The organism is Kangiella sp. M94 (assembly GCF_054926195.1).
In genome coordinates, this window is the sequence record NZ_CM142903.1 from 2,630,276 (window position 1) to 2,650,129 (window position 19,854).

Annotated in this window: 20 protein-coding genes; 5 read left to right on the forward strand and 15 right to left on the reverse strand. The window is 41.9% G+C overall.

Features of this window, described 5'->3' with window-relative positions; genetic code table 11:
• Positions 1-29 precede the first annotated feature (29 nt).
• From atpA to mnmG, 10 genes are all read right to left on the reverse strand, one after another.
• Positions 30-1,577, reverse strand: a complete 1,548-nt coding sequence (gene atpA, locus ACYTXU_RS12225) for a F0F1 ATP synthase subunit alpha (protein ID WP_462207065.1) — start codon at positions 1,575-1,577, stop codon at positions 30-32.
• A 12-nt stretch (positions 1,578-1,589) separates the two neighbouring features.
• Positions 1,590-2,126: a F0F1 ATP synthase subunit delta gene (locus ACYTXU_RS12230; RefSeq protein ID WP_015781644.1), complete on the reverse strand. Its 537-nt coding sequence runs from the start codon at positions 2,124-2,126 to the stop codon at positions 1,590-1,592.
• A gap of 9 nt (positions 2,127-2,135) precedes the next feature.
• Positions 2,136-2,606, reverse strand: a complete 471-nt coding sequence (locus ACYTXU_RS12235) for a F0F1 ATP synthase subunit B (RefSeq protein WP_462207066.1) — start codon at positions 2,604-2,606, stop codon at positions 2,136-2,138.
• A 35-nt stretch (positions 2,607-2,641) separates the two neighbouring features.
• Positions 2,642-2,917, reverse strand: a complete 276-nt coding sequence (gene atpE / locus ACYTXU_RS12240; protein ID WP_462207067.1) for a F0F1 ATP synthase subunit C — start codon at positions 2,915-2,917, stop codon at positions 2,642-2,644.
• A gap of 94 nt (positions 2,918-3,011) precedes the next feature.
• Positions 3,012-3,860 carry a F0F1 ATP synthase subunit A gene (atpB, locus tag ACYTXU_RS12245; protein WP_462207068.1) on the reverse strand — a complete coding sequence of 283 codons (849 nt, stop codon included), beginning with the start codon at positions 3,858-3,860 and terminating at the stop codon, positions 3,012-3,014.
• Between the two features lie 33 nt (positions 3,861-3,893).
• Entirely contained in the window at positions 3,894-4,274 is a 381-nt protein-coding gene (locus ACYTXU_RS12250; protein WP_462207069.1) for an ATP synthase subunit I, read from the reverse strand.
• A gap of 170 nt (positions 4,275-4,444) precedes the next feature.
• Complete coding sequence (locus tag ACYTXU_RS12255; protein ID WP_462209424.1) at positions 4,445-5,347, reverse strand: ParB/RepB/Spo0J family partition protein; 903 nt, start codon at positions 5,345-5,347, stop codon at positions 4,445-4,447.
• A 36-nt stretch (positions 5,348-5,383) separates the two neighbouring features.
• Positions 5,384-6,160, reverse strand: coding sequence for a ParA family protein (locus ACYTXU_RS12260; RefSeq protein ID WP_462207070.1), 777 nt, complete (start codon positions 6,158-6,160; stop codon positions 5,384-5,386).
• A 34-nt stretch (positions 6,161-6,194) separates the two neighbouring features.
• A complete protein-coding gene (gene rsmG, locus ACYTXU_RS12265) occupies positions 6,195-6,839 on the reverse strand; it encodes a 16S rRNA (guanine(527)-N(7))-methyltransferase RsmG (protein WP_462207071.1) in 645 nt (214 codons plus the stop codon).
• Positions 6,840-6,924: 85 nt separating this feature from the next.
• Complete coding sequence (gene mnmG / locus ACYTXU_RS12270) at positions 6,925-8,811, reverse strand: tRNA uridine-5-carboxymethylaminomethyl(34) synthesis enzyme MnmG (protein WP_462207072.1); 1,887 nt, start codon at positions 8,809-8,811, stop codon at positions 6,925-6,927.
• Between the two features lie 249 nt (positions 8,812-9,060).
• Between mnmG and ACYTXU_RS12275 the strand changes: the two genes are divergently transcribed.
• The 3 genes from ACYTXU_RS12275 (at position 9,061) to ACYTXU_RS12285 (ending at position 12,672) form a co-directional block, all read left to right on the forward strand.
• Positions 9,061-9,756, forward strand: a complete 696-nt coding sequence (locus ACYTXU_RS12275) for a lysostaphin resistance A-like protein (RefSeq protein WP_462207073.1) — start codon at positions 9,061-9,063, stop codon at positions 9,754-9,756.
• A 43-nt stretch (positions 9,757-9,799) separates the two neighbouring features.
• Positions 9,800-11,065: a hypothetical protein gene (locus tag ACYTXU_RS12280; RefSeq protein WP_462207074.1), complete on the forward strand. Its 1,266-nt coding sequence runs from the start codon at positions 9,800-9,802 to the stop codon at positions 11,063-11,065.
• Between the two features lie 242 nt (positions 11,066-11,307).
• Positions 11,308-12,672 carry a glycosyltransferase family 2 protein gene (locus ACYTXU_RS12285; protein ID WP_462207075.1) on the forward strand — a complete coding sequence of 455 codons (1,365 nt, stop codon included), beginning with the start codon at positions 11,308-11,310 and terminating at the stop codon, positions 12,670-12,672.
• Here the strand turns inward: ACYTXU_RS12285 and mnmE are convergent, their stop codons facing one another.
• From mnmE to rpmH, 5 genes are read right to left on the reverse strand one after another with little or no spacing between them, the layout of a single operon-like run.
• Positions 12,673-14,031 carry a tRNA uridine-5-carboxymethylaminomethyl(34) synthesis GTPase MnmE gene (mnmE, locus tag ACYTXU_RS12290; protein WP_462207076.1) on the reverse strand — a complete coding sequence of 453 codons (1,359 nt, stop codon included), beginning with the start codon at positions 14,029-14,031 and terminating at the stop codon, positions 12,673-12,675. It lies immediately after the preceding gene.
• Positions 14,032-14,045: 14 nt separating this feature from the next.
• Positions 14,046-15,653, reverse strand: coding sequence for a membrane protein insertase YidC (gene yidC, locus ACYTXU_RS12295; protein WP_462207077.1), 1,608 nt, complete (start codon positions 15,651-15,653; stop codon positions 14,046-14,048).
• 30 nt (positions 15,654-15,683) lie between these two features.
• A complete protein-coding gene (yidD, locus tag ACYTXU_RS12300) occupies positions 15,684-15,848 on the reverse strand; it encodes a membrane protein insertion efficiency factor YidD (protein ID WP_462209425.1) in 165 nt (54 codons plus the stop codon).
• 56 nt (positions 15,849-15,904) lie between these two features.
• On the reverse strand, positions 15,905-16,288 hold the full coding sequence (rnpA, locus tag ACYTXU_RS12305) for a ribonuclease P protein component (protein ID WP_462207078.1): 384 nt from the start codon (positions 16,286-16,288) through the stop codon (positions 15,905-15,907).
• 20 nt (positions 16,289-16,308) lie between these two features.
• Positions 16,309-16,443, reverse strand: coding sequence for a 50S ribosomal protein L34 (gene rpmH / locus ACYTXU_RS12310; protein ID WP_018623625.1), 135 nt, complete (start codon positions 16,441-16,443; stop codon positions 16,309-16,311).
• Positions 16,444-17,331: 888 nt separating this feature from the next.
• On the opposite strand from rpmH, the gene dnaA reads away from it, so the two are divergent.
• Together dnaA and dnaN are read left to right on the forward strand one after the other, a co-directional pair.
• Positions 17,332-18,729, forward strand: a complete 1,398-nt coding sequence (gene dnaA, locus ACYTXU_RS12315; RefSeq protein ID WP_462207079.1) for a chromosomal replication initiator protein DnaA — start codon at positions 17,332-17,334, stop codon at positions 18,727-18,729.
• Positions 18,730-18,744: 15 nt separating this feature from the next.
• The gene (gene dnaN / locus ACYTXU_RS12320; RefSeq protein ID WP_462207080.1) at positions 18,745-19,848 is read left to right on the forward strand and encodes a DNA polymerase III subunit beta; all 1,104 of its coding nucleotides are present in this window, start codon (positions 18,745-18,747) and stop codon (positions 19,846-19,848) included.
• Positions 19,849-19,854 lie beyond the last annotated feature (6 nt).

The following is a 19,854-nucleotide window of genomic DNA, read 5'->3' on the forward strand; positions in this document are numbered from 1 at the left end:
CAAAAGGGTGCTAAGCACCCCATTGTTATTTACCAAGTTTGGGTAGCCTTAAATTTGGTTACCGCTGCTTCAAGTTTCTCTGCTACTTCGTCGTTATAATCACATTTTTCATTGATTTCTTTCAACAAGTCAGCATGTTGATTCTTGAAGTAATCGAGTAGAGCAGATTCGAAGTCGCCGATCTTGCTGATTTCAACGTCTTTCAAATGACCTTTCTCAGCTGAGTACAATGAAACCGCCATTTCTGCTACCGAAAGTGGCGCATACTGGTGCTGTTTCATCAGTTCAGTAACACGTTGACCGTGTTCTAACTGAGCTCGAGTCGCATCATCAAGATCCGAAGCGAACTGAGCGAACGCTGCAAGTTCACGATACTGAGCCAATGCAAGACGAACACCACCACCAAGCTTTTTGATGATTTTAGTCTGTGCTGCACCACCTACACGAGATACCGACAGACCGGCGTTAACCGCTGGACGAATACCTGCGTTGAACAAGTCAGTTTCCAAGAAGATCTGACCGTCCGTAATCGAGATTACGTTAGTTGGTACGAAAGCAGAAACGTCACCGGCTTGAGTTTCAATGATCGGCAATGCGGTCAATGAACCTGTTTTGCCTTTTACTTCACCGTTGGTAATCTTTTCAACATGTTCAGCGTTAATACGCGATGCACGCTCAAGAAGACGAGAGTGTAAGTAGAATACGTCACCAGGATATGCTTCACGACCTGGGGGACGACGTAGCAACAACGAGATTTGACGGTAAGCCCAAGCTTGCTTGGTTAAGTCATCATAAACGATCAAGCCATCTTCGCCGCGATCACGGAAGTACTCACCCATGGTACAGCCAGCGAATGGAGCAATAAATTGCAATGCCGCCGCATCAGAAGCCGTTGCAGCAACAATGATGGTGTGAGCCATCGCGCCGTGCTCTTCCAATTTACGAACAATGCCAGCAACAGTTGATGCTTTTTGACCAACAGCTACATAAACACAGACAACGCCTGTGCCTTTCTGGTTAATAATGGCATCTACTGCAATCGCAGTTTTACCAGTTTGACGGTCACCAATAATCAACTCACGCTGTCCACGACCAACTGGGATCATGGCATCAATTGATTTAATACCGGTTTGTACAGGCTGATCAACTGATTTACGTTCAATTACACCAGGTGCAATTTTCTCAACTGGTGAGAAGCCGTCATTTTCAATTGGACCTTTGCCATCAATTGGGTTACCAAGAGCGTCAACCACGCGGCCTAAAAGACCTCGGCCGACTGGCACTTCCAAAATACGGCCAGTACATTTAGCCGTCATACCTTCAACGATATCAGTATAGTCACCAAGAACAACAGCACCGACAGAGTCGCGCTCGAGGTTTAAGGCCATACCGTACTTACCGCCGGGTAATTCAATCATTTCACCAGCCATAACGTCTGTTAGGCCGTGAATACGTAAAATACCGTCAGACACACTGACGATAGTACCTTCATTGCGAGCTTCGCTCACGACTTCAAAAGAATCGATTCGCTTTTTAATTAGCTCGCTAATTTCTGATGGATTCAGTTGCACACTCATGCTTCTTCCTCACTAAGCTCTTAGCGTTTCGGAAAGCTTGTTGAGCTTACCGCGTACGGATCCGTCAATTACCATATCGCCAGCCTTAATAACAAGACCACCAATCATGGACGAATCTACCTGTGTTTGAATATTAACTTTACGACCAAGTTTTGCCGTTAACTTTTCAGTTAAACGTTGCAATTGCTCATCGTTTAGCGCTGTTGCAGAAATAACTTCTACATCAACAGCTTTGTCATAGTCCGCCTTTAATACTTCAAAACGGCCTTTTATAGCTGGCAAAGCCTGTAAACGATGGTTTCTTGCAAGCAACTTAATAAAGTTTTCAACTTTATCAGTTATCTGACCTTCACTTATTTTCAAAAGCACTTCACCTTTTTGCTCAGCAGAAAGGGAAGGGTTACTGATAATGGTGGCCACGTCGTCGTTGCTAACGGCTTGAGCGACAAAATCTAACATGCTTGCCCACTCAGATACATCCTGAGCGCCAAGAGCATATTCGAATGCTGCTTTTGCGTATGGTCTTGCAATAGTAGTCAGCTCAGCCATAGTTAACCCTTATAACTCTTTTACCAGCTTGTCGAACAAATCATTGTTCGCAGCTGCATCGATATTTCGCTCAATTACTTTCTCGGCACCAGCTACAGCCAGGGTAGCCACTTTCGAACGAAGCTGTTCTCGAGCACGGTTAACTTCTTGCTCAATCTCGGCCATAGCGCCACTTTTAATTTTGTCAGCTTCAGAACGAGCATCGTCTTTAGCAGAATCAACAATTTCAGCATGGCGTTTCTTGGCTGAATCAACAATCTCTGCAGATTGTTGCTTAGCTTCGCGCAGCATTTCTGCGGCTTTTTCTTGAGCCAGCTCTAGATCTTTTTGACTTCTTTCAGAAGCAGCCAGACCTTCAGCAATTTTGTCTTGACGTTCTTTGATGACCTTCATCAACGGAGGCCATACAAACTTCATGCAGAACCACACAAAGCCGACAAAGAAAATCATGTTAATCAATAGGGTAGCGTTGATATTCACGTCTATTCCCCCTCAGGTTATTGGTTAGCCAAAGATTAAAGTTCAATTCCTAAAATTTTGGCTAATTGAGTTGCATATGGGCTTGCGAATGTGAACCACATACCGATACCAATACCGATCATGGTTACCGCATCAAGAAGACCCGCAACTAGGAACATTTTAGTTTGCAACATTGGAGCTAATTCTGGTTGACGAGCAGAAGCTTCCAGGAATTTACCACCCAAAAGACCAAAGCCAATCGCAGTACCCAAAGCACCAAGACCTAAAATTAACAACACACCTAATGCTGTAAACGCGAACAAAGTTTCCATTGTTTCCTCCAATCGAGAAATAAAGTTAAATGTTAAAACTAAAAGTAAAACCTAAAAAACAAACTCTTTAATTTAGCGACATGCCTTTGGCGTACTAGTGATCTTCATGAGCCATGCTTAAATAAACAATGGTTAACATCATGAAAATGAAGGCTTGTAGTGTGATAACCAGAATATGGAAAATTGCCCATACCATGTATGAAATACCACCACCAACTATGCCGCCAATGCCCGCGCTCATTAATACTGCAATCAGGATAAAGATCAGCTCACCGGCATAAAGGTTACCGAACAAACGCAGTGCTAACGAAACTGGTTTTGCTAACAAACCAATTGACTCCATCAGGAAGTTCACTGGAATTAGCAACACTTGAACAAATTTATTCTTACTTGAAAAAGGATGTAAGGTCAGCTCACCAATAAAGCCGCCAATGCCTTTTACTTTAATGCTGTAGAAAATAATCAGAATAAACACACCCAAAGATAAGCTAAAGGTGATATTGGCATCCGTAGTAGGCACTACTTTAAGATAATCTGCACCCGCTTGACTTGCCGCCCATGGTAATAAATCCACAGGAACCAAATCCATCAGGTTCATTAAGAAAATCCAGACGAATATGGTTAGGGCGAGCGGCGCAATCATTGGGTTGCGACCATGGAAGGTATCTTTAACGCTTTTATCAACAAACTCAACAATCATTTCTACGAACGACTGCCAGCGGCGTGGTTTTTCTATTTTGGCATTTTTAGCGACGCGCCAGAACGAGAAACAGAACAGCGCACCCAAAATAAAGGAGAAGAATAAACTATCGATGTTAAAGGTCCAGAACCCTGCATCTTGACAATGATTCCATACCCAGCCCTCGTCCGTTTTACACACTTGTGCGTTCTGCAGATGGTGCCTGATATATTCAACACTTGTTGGATTTTCTGATGAAGCCATTCTGAAGCCTTCTCTCTTATCAACGTGTCTTAATTAAGACGATTTAACGATTAAGGGTGCAAACCACTGCGAAACTATGATAATAAAATAACCTATTATCAGTGTTGCTGGGTGCACCGGTAATACTGTCAACGCAAAAGCCAGCAAGCCAATAGCGAGTAAGATTTTCAAGCTCTCGCCGTACATAAATGCTTTCTGAATTTCTTGTGCTGCTTGAGCCCCTGACTTTCTGAATACTATAGTGGCGAAAACAAAATGTATGACAACGGCTATCAAGCTTCCGATACCTAATGACATACTCACCTTCATTGATATGAACAAGCCTATCAATGCCAAAATTACGCTAATACCTAATTGGAGTAGAACCACTTTATAGGCCTGCTTTCGACCTTTCTTCGCTAATGATTCACTCATAAGGAGCTGCCTTCCCTATGCATCAAAGCATAGGCTCACCACATATTCGGGCGGCAAGTATAAAGATTTAGTGCCCTTTAATCAACCAAACCACCTCGAAAAAACACAAAAATTAAAGGCCATTCACCGGCTTATCCATAAGGATAACTAATGACCCTATAACTTGTGTTCTAGTCTTCCTTGATACCCAGATGTTGTAGTATTCCATCCAGTTCATCCAGGCTGTGATAGTTGATAACCAAACTTCCTTTGCCTTTATTGCCATGATTAATGGCTACGCTAGCGCCAATTTTATCTGACAGCTGTTGCTCCAGTGACTTGATATGATGATCTTTCTCAGCAGGCTTGGCCTTTTTCTTCGGCTCATTGATATTGCGCACTAACTTTTCAGTGTCGCGCACGGTCATAGCTTTGGCAACTACGGTTTTGGCCGCTTCAGTCTGCTTGGCTGGCTCTAGCGACAGGAGCGCTCGTGCATGACCCATTTCCAGATCTCCGCGCTCTAACAACGTCTTACAGTGTTCGCTTAATTGCATTAAACGCAATAGATTGGTGACTGTGGTACGGCTTTTTCCCACTGCATCAGCAGTTTGTTGATGGGTTAAGTCAAACTCCTCCATCAAGCGGTGCAGTGCGTAAGCTTCTTCCATGGCATTGAGATCTTCACGCTGAATATTCTCAATCAAGGACATGGCGATGGCTGCTTCATCCGGCACTTCTTTGATAATTACCGGTACTTCATGCAGACCCGCTCTTTGTGCCGCACGCCAGCGACGCTCACCGGCAATAATTTCATATTTGTCTTTTCCCACCGAGCGAATAACGATGGGCTGGATCATACCTTGAGCTCTTATCGAGTCAGCCAGTTCATCTAACCCTTCTTCGGTCATTACACGACGAGGTTGATATTGGCCCGGCTGTAAAAACTCGATGGGCATTTCTCTTAAATGTCGCTCAGCTTCCGAAGCTTCGTTAGCTGAACCATCACCTGTTTTCTTAGCTTGAGGTTTGCTCATTGCTCCGCCGAGCAGAGCATCTAACCCTTTACCTAATCCTCGCTTACTCATTCTTATCCTCTACCACTCGGTATTCTTATTGAATCATACAAGCTAAAGCGCCTGGGCTTTATTGCGGCGAATAATTTCACCCGCTAACGCTAAATAGGCCTTTGAACCGCTTGAACCTCGGTCGTGATACATTACTGGCACGCCAAAACTGGGGGCTTCAGCTAGCCGCACATTACGGGGAATCACGGTACGGTAAACTTTGTCAGCAAAATGATTAAACAACTGTCGCGACACTTCCAGCGATAAACGGTTTCGCGGGTCATACATGGTTCTCAATATACCCTCGATTTCTAAATTAGGGTTAATGTGATCCTGAACCTGTCCAATCGTGTTCAATAAGGCTGACAAACCTTCCAAAGCATAATACTCACATTGCATTGGAATTATTACAGAATCGGCTGCCACCAAAGAGTTTAGCGTCAGCATATTTAAAGAAGGAGGGCAGTCAATTAACACATAATCATAGTAGCGATTAATTTGTAAGATTACCTGGCGCAGACGCTTTTCTTTGTCATCCAGTTTTAGCAGATGTACCTCGGCCGCTGTCAGGTCTGCATTAGCTGGTAACACATCAAAATTACCAGCCTCGGAAACAACAATATGGCTTTTGGCTTCATTTGGCTCCATCAGTGAATCATAAACCGATAGTTCCAGGTCGCCCTTTTCCACACCAGAGCCCATGGTCGCATTTCCTTGCGGATCCATATCAATCAGCAATACTCGCTTGCCTTCCTCGGCCAAGGATGCAGCAAGGTTTACGCTGGTGGTTGTTTTACCCACACCGCCTTTTTGATTCGTTATGGCAATTACATGCGCCACGCTTCACCTCTTATTCTATTATTTGCAGCTTCATTCACTGCTTCTGTTTTAAATAGATAAACCAACGACTTGCATTAACACCAGGTAGCTTAACTTCGTGCGCTTTAACAAGCTCCACTGTTTTTGGTAACTCATCCAATTCCTGATGAGGATATTGGCCTTTCATCGCTAACCAATGTCCATCTTCTGCAAGTAAATGCTTAGTCCAAAGCACCATATCAGACAGGCTGGCAAACGCCCGCGAAAGAATGCAAGCATACCCTGATTGATTCTCAAAGTCTTGCACTCGCTGATTTATCACTGTCACATTATCCAGTCCCAGCTCATAGACCACCTGTTTTAGAAAACGAGTCTTTTTACTATTAGTATCAAGCAGTGTGAACTCTTTATCAGGGTTTAAGATTGCCAGCGGAATTCCGGGCAAACCACCGCCAGTGCCCACATCAAGCAAAGAACGGTAATCTTGAATTGCTGGCGATACCGCAACCGAATCCAGCAAGTGTAAATCCAACGCCTCTTCAGGCTTGGTGATAGCTGTCAGGTTAAAGGCTTTGTTCCATTTCAGTAATAAAGAAAGATAGTTAAGTAAGCGCCCACTATCTTCATCTGATAAATCAATACCCGCTTTATGGCATTTTTGATTAAAGACCTTTTGTAATTTTAATAGTTCTGGATTCACAAACAGTTTCTTCTTAAAGGATAATTTTTAACAACAAGCCAGGCACTGGCAAACCTAAATCTAATAGCCTCTTACAAACAACTATTTATGCAGATTTTAGATGCTGCCGTTTCTTTAAGTGCACTAACAATAACGAGATAGCTGCCGGGGTCACTCCTGACACACGACCAGCCTGGCCGATGGTTTCAGGTTTGATATTCATCAGCTTCTGCACCACTTCATTAGAAAGCCCTTTAACCTGGCTATAGTCCAGATCCTTTGGCAGCGCTGTATTCTCATTACGTAGGCTACGCTCGATTTCGTCTTTTTGACGATCAATATAGCCCGAGTATTTAATTTGTATTTCAACTTGCTCAGCAACCTTGCTTGGGACAGATTCAGCCGCCATTCCGGGCAAGGCCGTTAATCCTGCATAAGTGATATCAGGGCGGCGCAATAACTCTTCACCTTTATAGGCACGACTTAATGGTTTCTCGAGTTGTTGGTTTAGTTGCTGACCTGCAGCACTGTCTGGTTGCACCACCAAACTCTTGATACGGCTTGTTTCACGCTCAATAGCCTCTTTTTTATCGCTAAAAGCCTGCCAACGAACATCATTCACCAGTCCTAACTGGCGGCCTTTTTCGGTTAAACGTAAATCCGCGTTGTCTTCTCGCAGAATCAAGCGGTATTCAGCTCTCGAGGTGAACATACGATAAGGTTCTTGCGTACCTTGAGTGATCAGATCGTCAATTAAAACACCAATATAGGCCTCATCACGACGCGGCGACCAAGCCTCTTTGTCCTGTACTTGTAAGGCTGCGTTCATACCAGCGATCAAACCTTGGGCACCTGCTTCTTCATAGCCTGTGGTGCCATTGATTTGGCCAGCAAAGAACAAACCGCCTATATACTTAGTTTCCAGTGATGCTTTTAAATCGCGCGGGTCGAAATAATCATATTCGATGGCATAGCCCGGACGCGTAATATGGGCATTTTCAAAACCTTTTATCGAGCGCACCAGATTCATTTGCACATCAAAAGACAGACTTGTTGAAATGCCGTTTGGGTATAGTTCATGACTATTTAACCCCTCGGGCTCAACGAAGATCTGATGACTGTTTTTGTCGCTGAAGCGCATGATCTTATCTTCGATAGAAGGGCAATAGCGCGGACCAACGCCCTCAATCACACCAGAATACATTGGCGATCGATCAAGCCCACCCCGAATAATCTCATGCGTGGCTTCGTTGGTATGGGTGATCCAACAAGAAACTTGCTTTGGATGCTGATCAGCTGTTCCCATAAATGAAAAGGTGGGTACAGGATTATCACCTGGTTGCTCTTCCATTACCGAAAAATCCACACTCTTAGCATCTATTCTCGGCGGAGTACCTGTTTTCAGTCGGTCCACACGGAATGGTAGTTCACGCAAGCGCTCAGCTAAAGCTATAGAAGGCGGATCGCCAGCACGGCCACCGGAATGGTTCTGCATCCCAATATGAATCAAACCACCAAGGAAAGTACCAACCGTTAGAACCACTGCCGGAGCATAGAAATCCAGGCCCATTTGGGTTTTAACCCCTCGCACCTTATCCTGCTCAACAATCAGATCAATGACAGCATTCTGAAAAATGGTCAGGTTTGGCTGATTTTCCAATATTTCACGAATAGCCCCTTTATATAACGCACGATCAGCCTGTGCTCGAGTGGCGCGAACTGCCGGACCTTTGCTGGCATTTAACGTCCTGAATTGAATTCCAGCACGATCAATCGCTTGCGCCATGGCGCCGCCGAGGGCATCTATTTCTTTGACCAGATGGCCTTTGCCAATACCGCCAATCGCCGGATTGCAGGACATTTGCCCTAATGTTTCAATGTTATGCGTTAGTAATAAGGTTTTCGCACCCATACGAGCTGAGGCCAAAGCAGCCTCTGTGCCAGCATGGCCTCCGCCAATCACAATAACTGAATAATCTTCTGGATAACGCATAAGTTAACAATCTCTAATTTAAAAATGGGGCTATCAACGCCGAACGAACAAAAACACCCTTATCTGCTAAGGGAGCGAGATCATACCGATATTTGTATAACTTTTGAACAGCTTTTTAGGTTTTCGAGGCTAGTTAAACAGTACAATTGACAGCCTATTCAATTCCGCAGCCTTTCAGCCACGCCAAAGTGTGGTATAACATTGCTGCAGAACAAGTCTTTTTAAAACAACAAGGTGGAGCACTTTAGATTGGTCAGCGCCAACCCAAAATACCAATACCCTTTTACTGAAGCTATCATTTTAACCTGTTTGGCCTTGGTTTTGCTTGCTTTTACTACCAACAGCATCCTTTTTCTAGCCTATTATTTCGCCGACTTACCGCTTGGAGCAGAGCCTCCACCTTTACTACTTGCTATCTCCGTTTGCTTTGGACTGCTTGTCAGTTACTCGCTCGTTATTCGCCTCAGTTTACCGTTCTTTTTATCTGTTTTTTTACCTCAGCTTAGAACCTCTTTCCTGTGGTTCCTTTTGTCATTAATGGCAGGATCACTGTTTTCTTTAATGGTTTTATGGGGAGGGCAGTTTTTTTCCCCTCCATTGGCAGAAGACTCCACCTTATTACAGATTCTCGACGGTGGTCCTATTGCTAAAAACTTTTTGTTTATTTCAGTAATAGTGTTGGCTCCAATTGGAGAGGAATACCTCTTTAGAGGGGTCTTATTATCAGGCTTATCCCAACGGTTTTCTAATTTCTGGGCAATTTTTTTATCCTCAGTTGTGTTTATGGCCTTTCACCTACTAGAATACTCTGGTTACTGGTTTGCTCTGGTGTCCGTTTTTTTATTGGGGATATTGCTGGCAGTGTTACGGCTTCGTAGTCAATCTATGTTGGTACCAATAATCTGCCATGCTGGTTATAACTTTATAATGTTAACCCTCGTTTAATGGAAATAATCACCATTAAACATTACAAGTGAAGGAGAGAAGGGTGAAGATTTTTATTCGATTGTTTGTCTTTTTATTAATTGCTGCCGCTTTAGGTTATGGCTACATCTGGTATAAGAACAAGCAAGCTATAGATGATGTATTTTCTCAGTTTCGCATGGTTACTTCGGCCAGTTACGATAGTACCTTTGTCAGCATTGATGGCAAATCAGTTACTCGCGGTATTAAATTCACCTTCCCAGGGACCAGTACCGAAGCGACTATCGAAGAGTTTCAGATCGGTACCGGTAGCTTAATCGAATCTTTCAAGCTTGTCCGTAGTATTGAAACTCGAATGCTTACCGACGCCCCTTCCTCAATGGTGCTTAAGATTAAAAACTTTCAGTTCCCATTATCCCTTGATTTGGAGTCAGAACCTGCTTTTGCCGCCAGACCTGATTTCTTTACGCAGACACAAATGGCTGGCTGCGGTACCAAGCGCTCAATCTCTATCAGTGATTTAAATAAAATGGGGTACAGCCAGATAACCCTGGATTTTGACGCCAGCATCAATTACGACCACCACATTAATCAGGCTAACTTTGTGCTTTATGCCAACGCCCGAGATTACGGCAGCTTCCAAATGGACTTCTTGATGGACAACATCAGCCAAAACTCTATGAACCCCAAACTAAAAAGCATTGGCATGACGTATATCAACGATGGTTATATTAATCGCTTAAATGAATTCTGTGCGGACTTGGTTGATATATCTAAAGAAGACTACCACCAACGTCACCTTAATTACCTTAAACATCTTTTTTATAATGAGTCCATTTACCTAAGCGATGAATTCTATACGCAGTACGCTGATTATGTAGCAAATCCGCGTAACATTAAGATTTCCACATATCCTGATAATTCTATGGATCCATTTCAACTATTATCCATGTCACCGCAACTCATGATCAGTAGTTTGAACATGTCTATTAAAATAAATGATAAAGAAATACGACAGCTTTTTGGTCCGCGACCCAATCCTGAAGATTTGCCTCAACTGGATGAAGAAACTGAAGTCGTTGATGATAACCTTGAAACTATTCAAGGTTTAACACTGCAAGCAACCAATCCATCTGATCTTGCTAAGTATATTAACTACCAGGCCTATTTTGATTATCGAGGTAAGTCCTACAAGGGTACCATTGAGTCAGTGGATGGCTCCGTTGCTCGTATTAACACGCAAATTTCTGCAGGTAATTATCTACAAATGCCATTCAGAATTTCCGAGATTCGTAACTTAAGGGTAAGACGAGAATATTCTGGCAACTAATCCTGCCTTTCATTAAATCTACACTCCAATCCCGCCCTCGGCGGGATTTTATTAAAGTTCCATCATTTTCCGTCTATTTTTTTATATTCAACTTATTTTGCCGAATGCTTCACACTGCTATAACAGGCTGAAAGCCTAATGTGAACTGTTTCATACACATTGCTTTGTAGCACCCTATAGTTATGCCATAATCGCTCGCGATTTGTGTAACCTATTCACTCTTGGTACAAAGCAGAACTTCTATGATGAAATTATTTAAGCAACATCAGCTTACGACCAAACTGTTAATTACCAGTTTGTATCTGTTATCTGCAACGGTTCTAATTTTGGCTTTTCTGATGGAAGGCCCTGTATCCGAGTCATTAATTAGTCTCAGGTTTTTCCTGTTTATACTGGTGTTACCTTTAATTACAAAATTAGTGGTTCAACTGTATGCTGCTATCAGGTACTCATTTTTACCTGTTAACCAAGGTTACTCTACACTAACGCCTTATAAAGTTAGTGTCTTGCTTCCAGCCTGGAATGAAGAAGTTGGCATCATTAAAACTATTGAGTCGGTATTACAGTCTAATTACGATGATTTTGAGCTAGTGGTGATTAACGATGGTTCAACTGACAAAACTCATCAGCTGATCACCCAGTTTATTAAGCAATATCAATCACACCAGAATAATCTAGTACCCATTAAGTATTTATCCTTAACCAATGGCGGCAAAGCTAAAGCACTGAATAAAGGTTTAGAGATCGCAGAGGGTAATATTATTATTACCATTGATGCTGATTGTATTGTGGATAGAAATGCCATTTATAAATTTATTCAGCGTTTCGACGATCCTTCTGTGGGCGCTGTAGCAGGCAATATCATTGTTGGCAATAAAAAGAAGCCTCTTGAGTGGCTACAGCAACTTGAGTATGTTTGCGGTTTCTTTTATAAACGCGCTGATTCTTACTTTAATGCAGTTCATATCATTGGCGGTGCGGCAGCAGCGTATAGGCGTGATGTATTACACAATCTTAAAGGTTTTGACGAAGACATTATCACTGAAGATATTGATCTTTCGATGAGCATTTTAAGCCACGGATATAAGACTCGTTATGCTCATGATGCAGTGGTATATACCGAAGGTCCGACAGATTGGAAAGGGTTAAGAAAACAACGACTTCGTTGGAAATATGGTCGTATTCTCTGTTATCTGAAGCATCGTGAATTATTCTTTAGTAACAATACACAGCACAATCGTTACTTATCCTGGTTTATCTTACCGTTAGCTGTTTATGCTGAAATTCTACTGTTGAATGTCGGTTTATTTTTATCTTTGTTTTATTGCTACATCATCATTAGCCAGGACTTTGCATTGCTGGCGTCGGTTATTCTGGTTTCTTCCAGTTTGGTCACGCTACAGATCAAACTTGATTCAAAATCAAGCTACCATAAAAACTTGCTACCTTTTATCCCTGTAGCTTGGATACTACTGTATGTTATTGAGTTTATTGAACTCGTAGCTTTAACTTTGAGCTTACAGAAGCTTTATAACCGTGATTCAGTAAAATGGCAGAAATGGGAGCGCATAGGACTGCAGCAACAGGCAGCAGAGCAGGCGTCCTGACTATTTACCGATACAGAAGCTGCTGAAAATTCTTCCTAACAAATCATCGGCGGTAAACTCGCCGGTGATTTCAGATAACGCATTTTGCGCTTGGCGCAGCTCATCCGCCAGTAACTCTCCAGCTTGATATACTTCCAACTGCTGCTTACCGTTCTCGCAAAATTGCAATGCTCGCTCAATCGCATCAAGGTGGCGACGACGGGCAATAAATGATCCTTCTGATGTTTGTTTAAAACCTACAATATCTTTTAAAGTCTTTTTTAACTCGTTAATTCCCTGACCTGTTTTTGCACTTAGCGGTAACACTTTGTACTGTAAGTTTTTCGCTATTTCTACACTATCAGTTAAGTCTACTTTGTTAGCAACAATCAGTAGTTTTTCTTTGAACTGTTCAAACTTGGTAAAGGCTGGGTCAATTTCATGAGGTATAAACTGATGTGTTTCACTTGCATCTGCAACTAGAATAATTTGATCCGCTTTTTCTATTTCTTGCCAGGCACGCTCAATGCCAATTTTTTCTACCGTATCGTCACTTTCGCGCAATCCTGCTGTATCAATGATATGAACCGGCAATCCATCAATATGAATATGCTCACGCAACACATCCCGTGTTGTTCCAGCAATCTCAGTGACAATAGCCGACTCTTTCCCAGCCAGGGCATTGAGCAAACTTGATTTTCCAGCATTGGGTTTACCAGCAATAACGACCGTCATGCCTTCGCGTAAAATAGAGCCTTGTTGCGCTTCATTTTTTAACTGCTTTATCGCGTCAAGGATCGCATTCAGATCACCCTGCACCTTGCCATCAGACAAAAAGTCTATCTCTTCCTCAGGGAAATCAATGGCCGCTTCAACATAGATTCTTAAATGAATGAGCGCCTCAACCAGACGATTAACTTTATTTGAAAACTCGCCCTGCAATGAACGTATGGCTGAACGCGCAGCCTGTTCTGAAGTTGATTCGATTAAATCCGCTATCGCTTCCGCCTGCGCCAAATCAAGCTTATCATTTAAGAAGGCTCGCTCTGAAAATTCACCTGGTTTTGCTATCCTGGCACCGGCGGCCAATACTTCTTTTAACACTAGGTCTAAAATTACTGGGCCGCCATGCCCTTGTAACTCGAGAACATCTTCACCGGTAAAAGAATTGGGTGCTTTGAATAAAATGGCTATACCTTGATCGAGAGTTTGACCAAAGCTATCTAAAAAAGGGAGGTAAGTAGCTTCACGTACTTTAAGTGACTTGCCTAAAACTTTCTCAGCAATAAGTTGAGACTTTTTGCCAGAAAGTCTTATGATGCCAACGCCACCGCGTCCGGGTGGCGTTGCAATCGCAGCAATAGTATCTTGGTTGCTCACTTGAATTCAGACGTCTACTTACTTTTTGTTGCGTAGTTCTTTTCGATCTTTTTGGTAATGTACTGTTGCTGTGCAACTGAAATTAAGTTGTTACATAACCAGTATAAAACCAGACCAGCAGGGAAGAACAACATAAAGACTGTAAAGACAATCGGTAAATAGCTCATGATTTTTTGCTGCATTGGATCCATGGTCGGTGACTGTGGCTGCAGCTTTTGCATCAACCACATGCTACCCCCCATCAACAAAGGCAGTACAAAATATGGGTCTGCTACTGACAGATCCTGAATCCAGCCGAAAAAAGGTGCATGACGCAATTCAACAGCTTCAAATAACACATAGTAAAGCGCGATAAAAATTGGGAACTGTAAGAGCATAGGTAAACAACCACCAAATGGGTTGGCACCTTCCTCTTTATACATTTTCATCATTTCTTGTTGCATACGCTGTTTATCTTCGCCGTAGCGCTCTTTCAGCTGCTGCATTTTCGGTGCCAACTTTCGCATATTAGCCATCGAACGGTATTGCGCGGCTGATAGAGGGTAAAGTAACGCCTTAACTACCAAGGTAACTAAAATAATAGCGACACCCCAGTTAGCAACAAACGAAAAGAAGAATTGCATTAACTTATATAAAGGTAAGCCAATCCACCACACCCAACTTAAATCCAGAGATTTTTCTAACCCTGGCGCAGCTGCTTCTAAACGTTTAAGAATTTTAGGACCAACATATAAAGTGGCTTTAATGACTCTTTTGCTTTGCGCTGGAACAGAGACGGTTGGTTGAATAAAGCGAATAATAGCGCTTTGGTTCGACTTTACTGTGGTAGTAACTTTAATCTGTTCTTGTTGTTCAGGAATCCAGGCAGAAATAAAGTAATGCTGCAGATAACCAATCCAGCCACCTTGTCGAGTTACATCAACAGGTTCTTCCGTCAGATCATCAAATGCAATTTTTTCATATTTTCTTGCTTCTGGAGAGTAGGCAACTCCCATAAATGGCGACATACCAAATGAGGATTTTTCTTCCAGACCTGTCGGTTTTTGATCACGAACCAACTCAGCGACAAAATTGTAAGTACGATCATTGGTTGACTGATTATTAATTGTATAATCGACACCAATCTCATAATCATCGCGTTTAAATGTGAATGTCTTAACAAACTCGACACCTTCGTCATTTATCCAGGTTAAAGGTATTTTTAATTCATCCTGCCCCTGGGACAATTGGAAAGTGTTTTTTTCAGTTTGGTAACTCGCGCGAGGAAGTTGGTTATCCGGTGCTCCGTTGCCCAACAGGGCACTTTTCGCTTGATATAGACGCTCTCTATAATCAAATAACACCACACGCTCATTTTCACTATCAAGCTCACGGTTATAATTATTTAACTCAGCATAAACTACATCGCCGCCAACCCGATCTATTTTTATTTTCAAAACATCGGTAGTGACTTCAATTAAATTACTGTTTTTAACTTCGCTGTCAGTAACAGCTGCTTCTTGGCTAAATTGCTCAGCTTGTTCTTGTTGAGCTTGCGGGCCATAATCTTTCTGCCAGGCCTGGTACAGTAGAAATGTACAAATAGCCAAACCTAAAATAAAAAATCCGCGCATCGATTCCATAGCAATCTCTTTAATTCTTTGCGTGTACTGTTAATTGTTTACTGGAGGGATAGGATCATGACCACCCTCGCATCCAGGATGACAACGAGAAATTCGCTTTATAGTCAACCAACTGCCTTTAATTGCCCCGTGTTGCTGTAATGCATCTATAGAATAATTAGAGCAGGTCGGATAAAAACGACATTGATTCCCCATAACAGGGCTCAATATTTTTTGATATCCGCGCACGATTCCTATCAGCAATTGATTTATCACTTGTTCACCCTTCTCTGTAAACGATTCCAGAGCTGTTCAAGGTGCTCGAATAATACCTCATTCACCAACTGACTACTACCACGTCTGGCTAATAAAACAATGTCATAGTTGGGTAGGCGTTGCTGATTTAAACGAAAACTTTCTCTAGCTAACCTTTTGATCCTATTGCGATCTACAGCTCTACGGACATTTTTTTTAGCCACAATTAAGCCGAGTCTTGGATAAGTCTTTTGATTTGGTATAGCAAGAAGGGTGTAAGGAGGGCAAACTATTTTGACAGGATTCGTAAAAACCCTTTTATAATCCTCTGCTGTGAGCAATCGCAGACTCGTTGAAAAGCCAGCAGAAAGCTGTTTTTCACAAGCCTGCTTAGCGCTCACATCAAGGAATACTTTACTTATCAGGCGCTTAAACGCTTACGACCTTTTGCGCGACGACGGTTAATAACCTGACGTCCGTTTTTTGTTGCCATGCGTGCACGGAAGCCGTGAGTACGCTTACGCTTGATAATGCTTGGTTGAAATGTTCTTTTCATCGGATTAAACCCACTAGCCAATAAAATTTAAGCTGATTCTTGACCCCAGAGACCAATTCTCTGCGGTTAAAATACAATCCAGCTCTACTACAAGGACGCGAGATTCTATAGGATTTATAGCGTTTGTGCAACGATCTTGGAGATTATTTAACAATAATTTTGCACTTTATATTAAGTCTTCAATTTTTATAAAATTGCTAGCTTCTGTCTATAATTTACTCATCTTATCTTATCTGGTAGTAGAGCCAACAAAAAAGCACAACATCATCCATTTCTCGATTTTCTTTCTCAACTGTGGATAATTTTCATTTCAATTAAACCTTCTATATTTACAAAAGTGTCAATAAATTGCTTTTTTTGCTGACTCTGCTTCAAAGATTACTTTTCTCAATGTTATCTTTGCTAGCAAAGTCTATTTTAGGGTTATTAAGTGTGTAATATTAATAGATCTTTTTAAAAAGATCTTATTATTATTATTAGCTTTTTATTTTCTGTGAATAAGTACCTTTTCACTTTAAATATTAGATGTTTAAGTCAATGATAAGTCTCTTTACAACTTGTCTCAAAAGCTTGGGATTAAACTTGCATAACTGTGTTAAATCACTTAATTCCGGTTATATGCACAGTTTTAAAGGGATTTTATACAGTATATACCCACATAAAGGTTCTTTAGTCAGTTTTGAGTTATTTTTTGTATAGTTTTAATTCTAGCGGCTTTATCATTAGCTTTGTGTTTATAGTAAAAATATATAGGTAAAGTTGTGGATTATTTTATCTTCTGGATCTAAACTTAGTCTCTCACCGTTTGAAGTGACCAAATCTAGCGAAAGAATAGAATTTATCCCTTCGCTAATGACATATAAACAAAAATTTAGGACTCTAATAATAATGACGGGTACTGTTTGGCGGAGTTGTTTGCAGAAGCTGCAATCCGAGTTGTCAGCAACTGAATTCAACACTTGGATTAAACCTCTTCAAGTTAAAGAAACTGATTCAGAGATGGCTCTGTATGCTCCGAATCCTTTTTTTGTTGATTGGATTCGTCAGCAGTATTTAGACCGAATTAATGAGCATATTGGTCAGAGAGATTCCGGTGATAGTCAGCAAGCTAAGCAAATCTCTTTGCATGTGGGCAATGCTAATCAAGGAGTAGAAGTCCCTGTTTCTTCGGAGTCGACGACTGCTAATGGTCATACCTCCGCAGCTGTTTCATACAAAAGTCGTCCCTCCCAAAGTCAGCAAAATCATCAAAACTCAGGTTTTCAACAGAATAATCTAAATCCCAACTTCCTCTTTTCAAGTTTTGTTGAAGGTAAATCTAATCAACTTGCTCGTGCTGCGGCCCAGCAAGTGGTTGAAAATCCAGGTGAAGGCTATAACCCATTATTCATCTATGGTGGAGTTGGCTTGGGTAAAACCCACTTAATGCACTCTATCGGTAACTCCATCCTTGAAAAAAGCCCTAACGCTCAAATTGTATATCTGCACTCAGAGCGATTCATGGCTAACATGGTCAAAGCTTTACAAACAGGAACCATGGATAAATTTAAAAATTTTTACCGTTCTGTAGATGCACTTTTAATCGATGACATTCAATTTTTTGCCAATAAAGGTCGCACCCAGGAAGAATTTTTCCATACCTTTAATAACCTCATCGAAAAGAACAAACAGGTTATTATCACCTGTGATCGCTTCCCGAAAGAGGTTGATGGTCTTGAAGAGCGGTTGAAATCCCGTTTTGGCTGGGGGTTGACCGTTGCCGTTGAGCCTCCAGAGTTGGAAACCCGTGTGGCCATTCTTATGAGTAAGGCTCATAGCTCTAAAATTGAGCTACCGAATGAGGTGGCTTTTTTCATAGCTAAGCGTATCCGTTCTAATGTTCGAGAGCTTGAGGGGGCATTAAAGCGTGTTCTAGCTAATGCACAGTTTACTGGTCGAGCCATCACCCTGGATTTTGTTAAAGATGCCTTGAAAGACCTTATTGCTGCTCAAGATAAGCTCATATCGATTGAAAATATTCAAAAAACGGTTGCCAGCTATTACAAGATTAAGGTTTCTGATCTATTATCTCAAAGGCGCAGTCGTTCTATCGCACGACCACGTCAAATGGCTATGGCTCTGGCTAAAAATTTAACTAACCATAGTCTGCCAGAAATTGGCGATGCTTTTGGGGGAAAAGACCATACTACGGTCTTGCATGCCTGCCGCAAGATTGAGCAGCTAAAAGGCGAAAGCATCGATATAGAAGAAGATTTTTCAAATTTACTTCGGACTTTGTCCAGCTAATAACAAGGTATCTATATGCGTTTTACCATAAGCCGGGATCAATTGCTGGCGCCACTTCAATTGGTTAGTGGTGCAGTAGAGAAACGACAAACACTACCTGTTCTATCTAATGTTTTAATGGTGGTTGATGATAGTAAGTTATCACTAACTGCTACTGATTTAGAGGTTGAGCTTAAGGCTCAGGTAGATCTAGAAGGCGAGTTCGAGCCTGGTGAAATCACAGTTCCAGCGCGTAAGCTTTTAGATATTGTGCGCAGTCTAGGTGATGGCGAGAATGTTAAAGTCGAGCAATCCGACACTCGTTTAAAAATCATTACTCCTAGCAGCCGGTTTAGTTTATCAACCATGTCCGCTAATGAATTTCCCAACCTTGATGAAACTGTCAGTTTGGCCTCTTTGGAATTAACGCAGGAAATTCTCAAGAGCCTTATTGAAAAAACTCAATTCGCAATGGCTCAACAGGATGTTCGTTACTATCTGAACGGCATGCTTTTTGAGTTTGATAATGACAAATTAACCACCGTTGCCACTGATGGCCATCGTTTAGCTCTGTCTCGTGCCAAAGTTAAGATTGATACCGAAGATAAAATTAGCGCAATTATTCCTCGTAAAGGTGTTACTGAACTGGCTCGTTTGCTAGAGCATAGTGACGAAACTGTAACCCTAAATTTGGGATCCAACCATATTAAAGTAATAGGGACTGACTACTCTTTTACTTCTAAGCTGGTTGATGGTCGTTTTCCTGAGTACGATAAAGTGCTCCCCCGCAATGGTGACAAAACAGTTATTGCCGATAGAGAACTGTTCAAAGAGTCCTTGTCACGTGCTTCAATCCTGTGTAATGAAAAGTTCCGCGGCGTTCGCTTCATGCTAACCAATGAACAAGTCAGGTTGCATGCTAATAACCCGGAGCAAGAAGAAGCCGAGGTGGAATTTGGTGTTGATTACCAGGGATCTGATTTAGAAATCGGTTTTAATGTCAGCTATATGATTGATGTAATGAACACTATAAAAACTCCCCAGGTTAAGCTTACCTTTATTGATGCTAACAGCAGCACTTTGATCGAAGAGGTAGATGGTGGGGAAAGTCTTTATGTCGTCATGCCAATGCGACTCTAAACATTC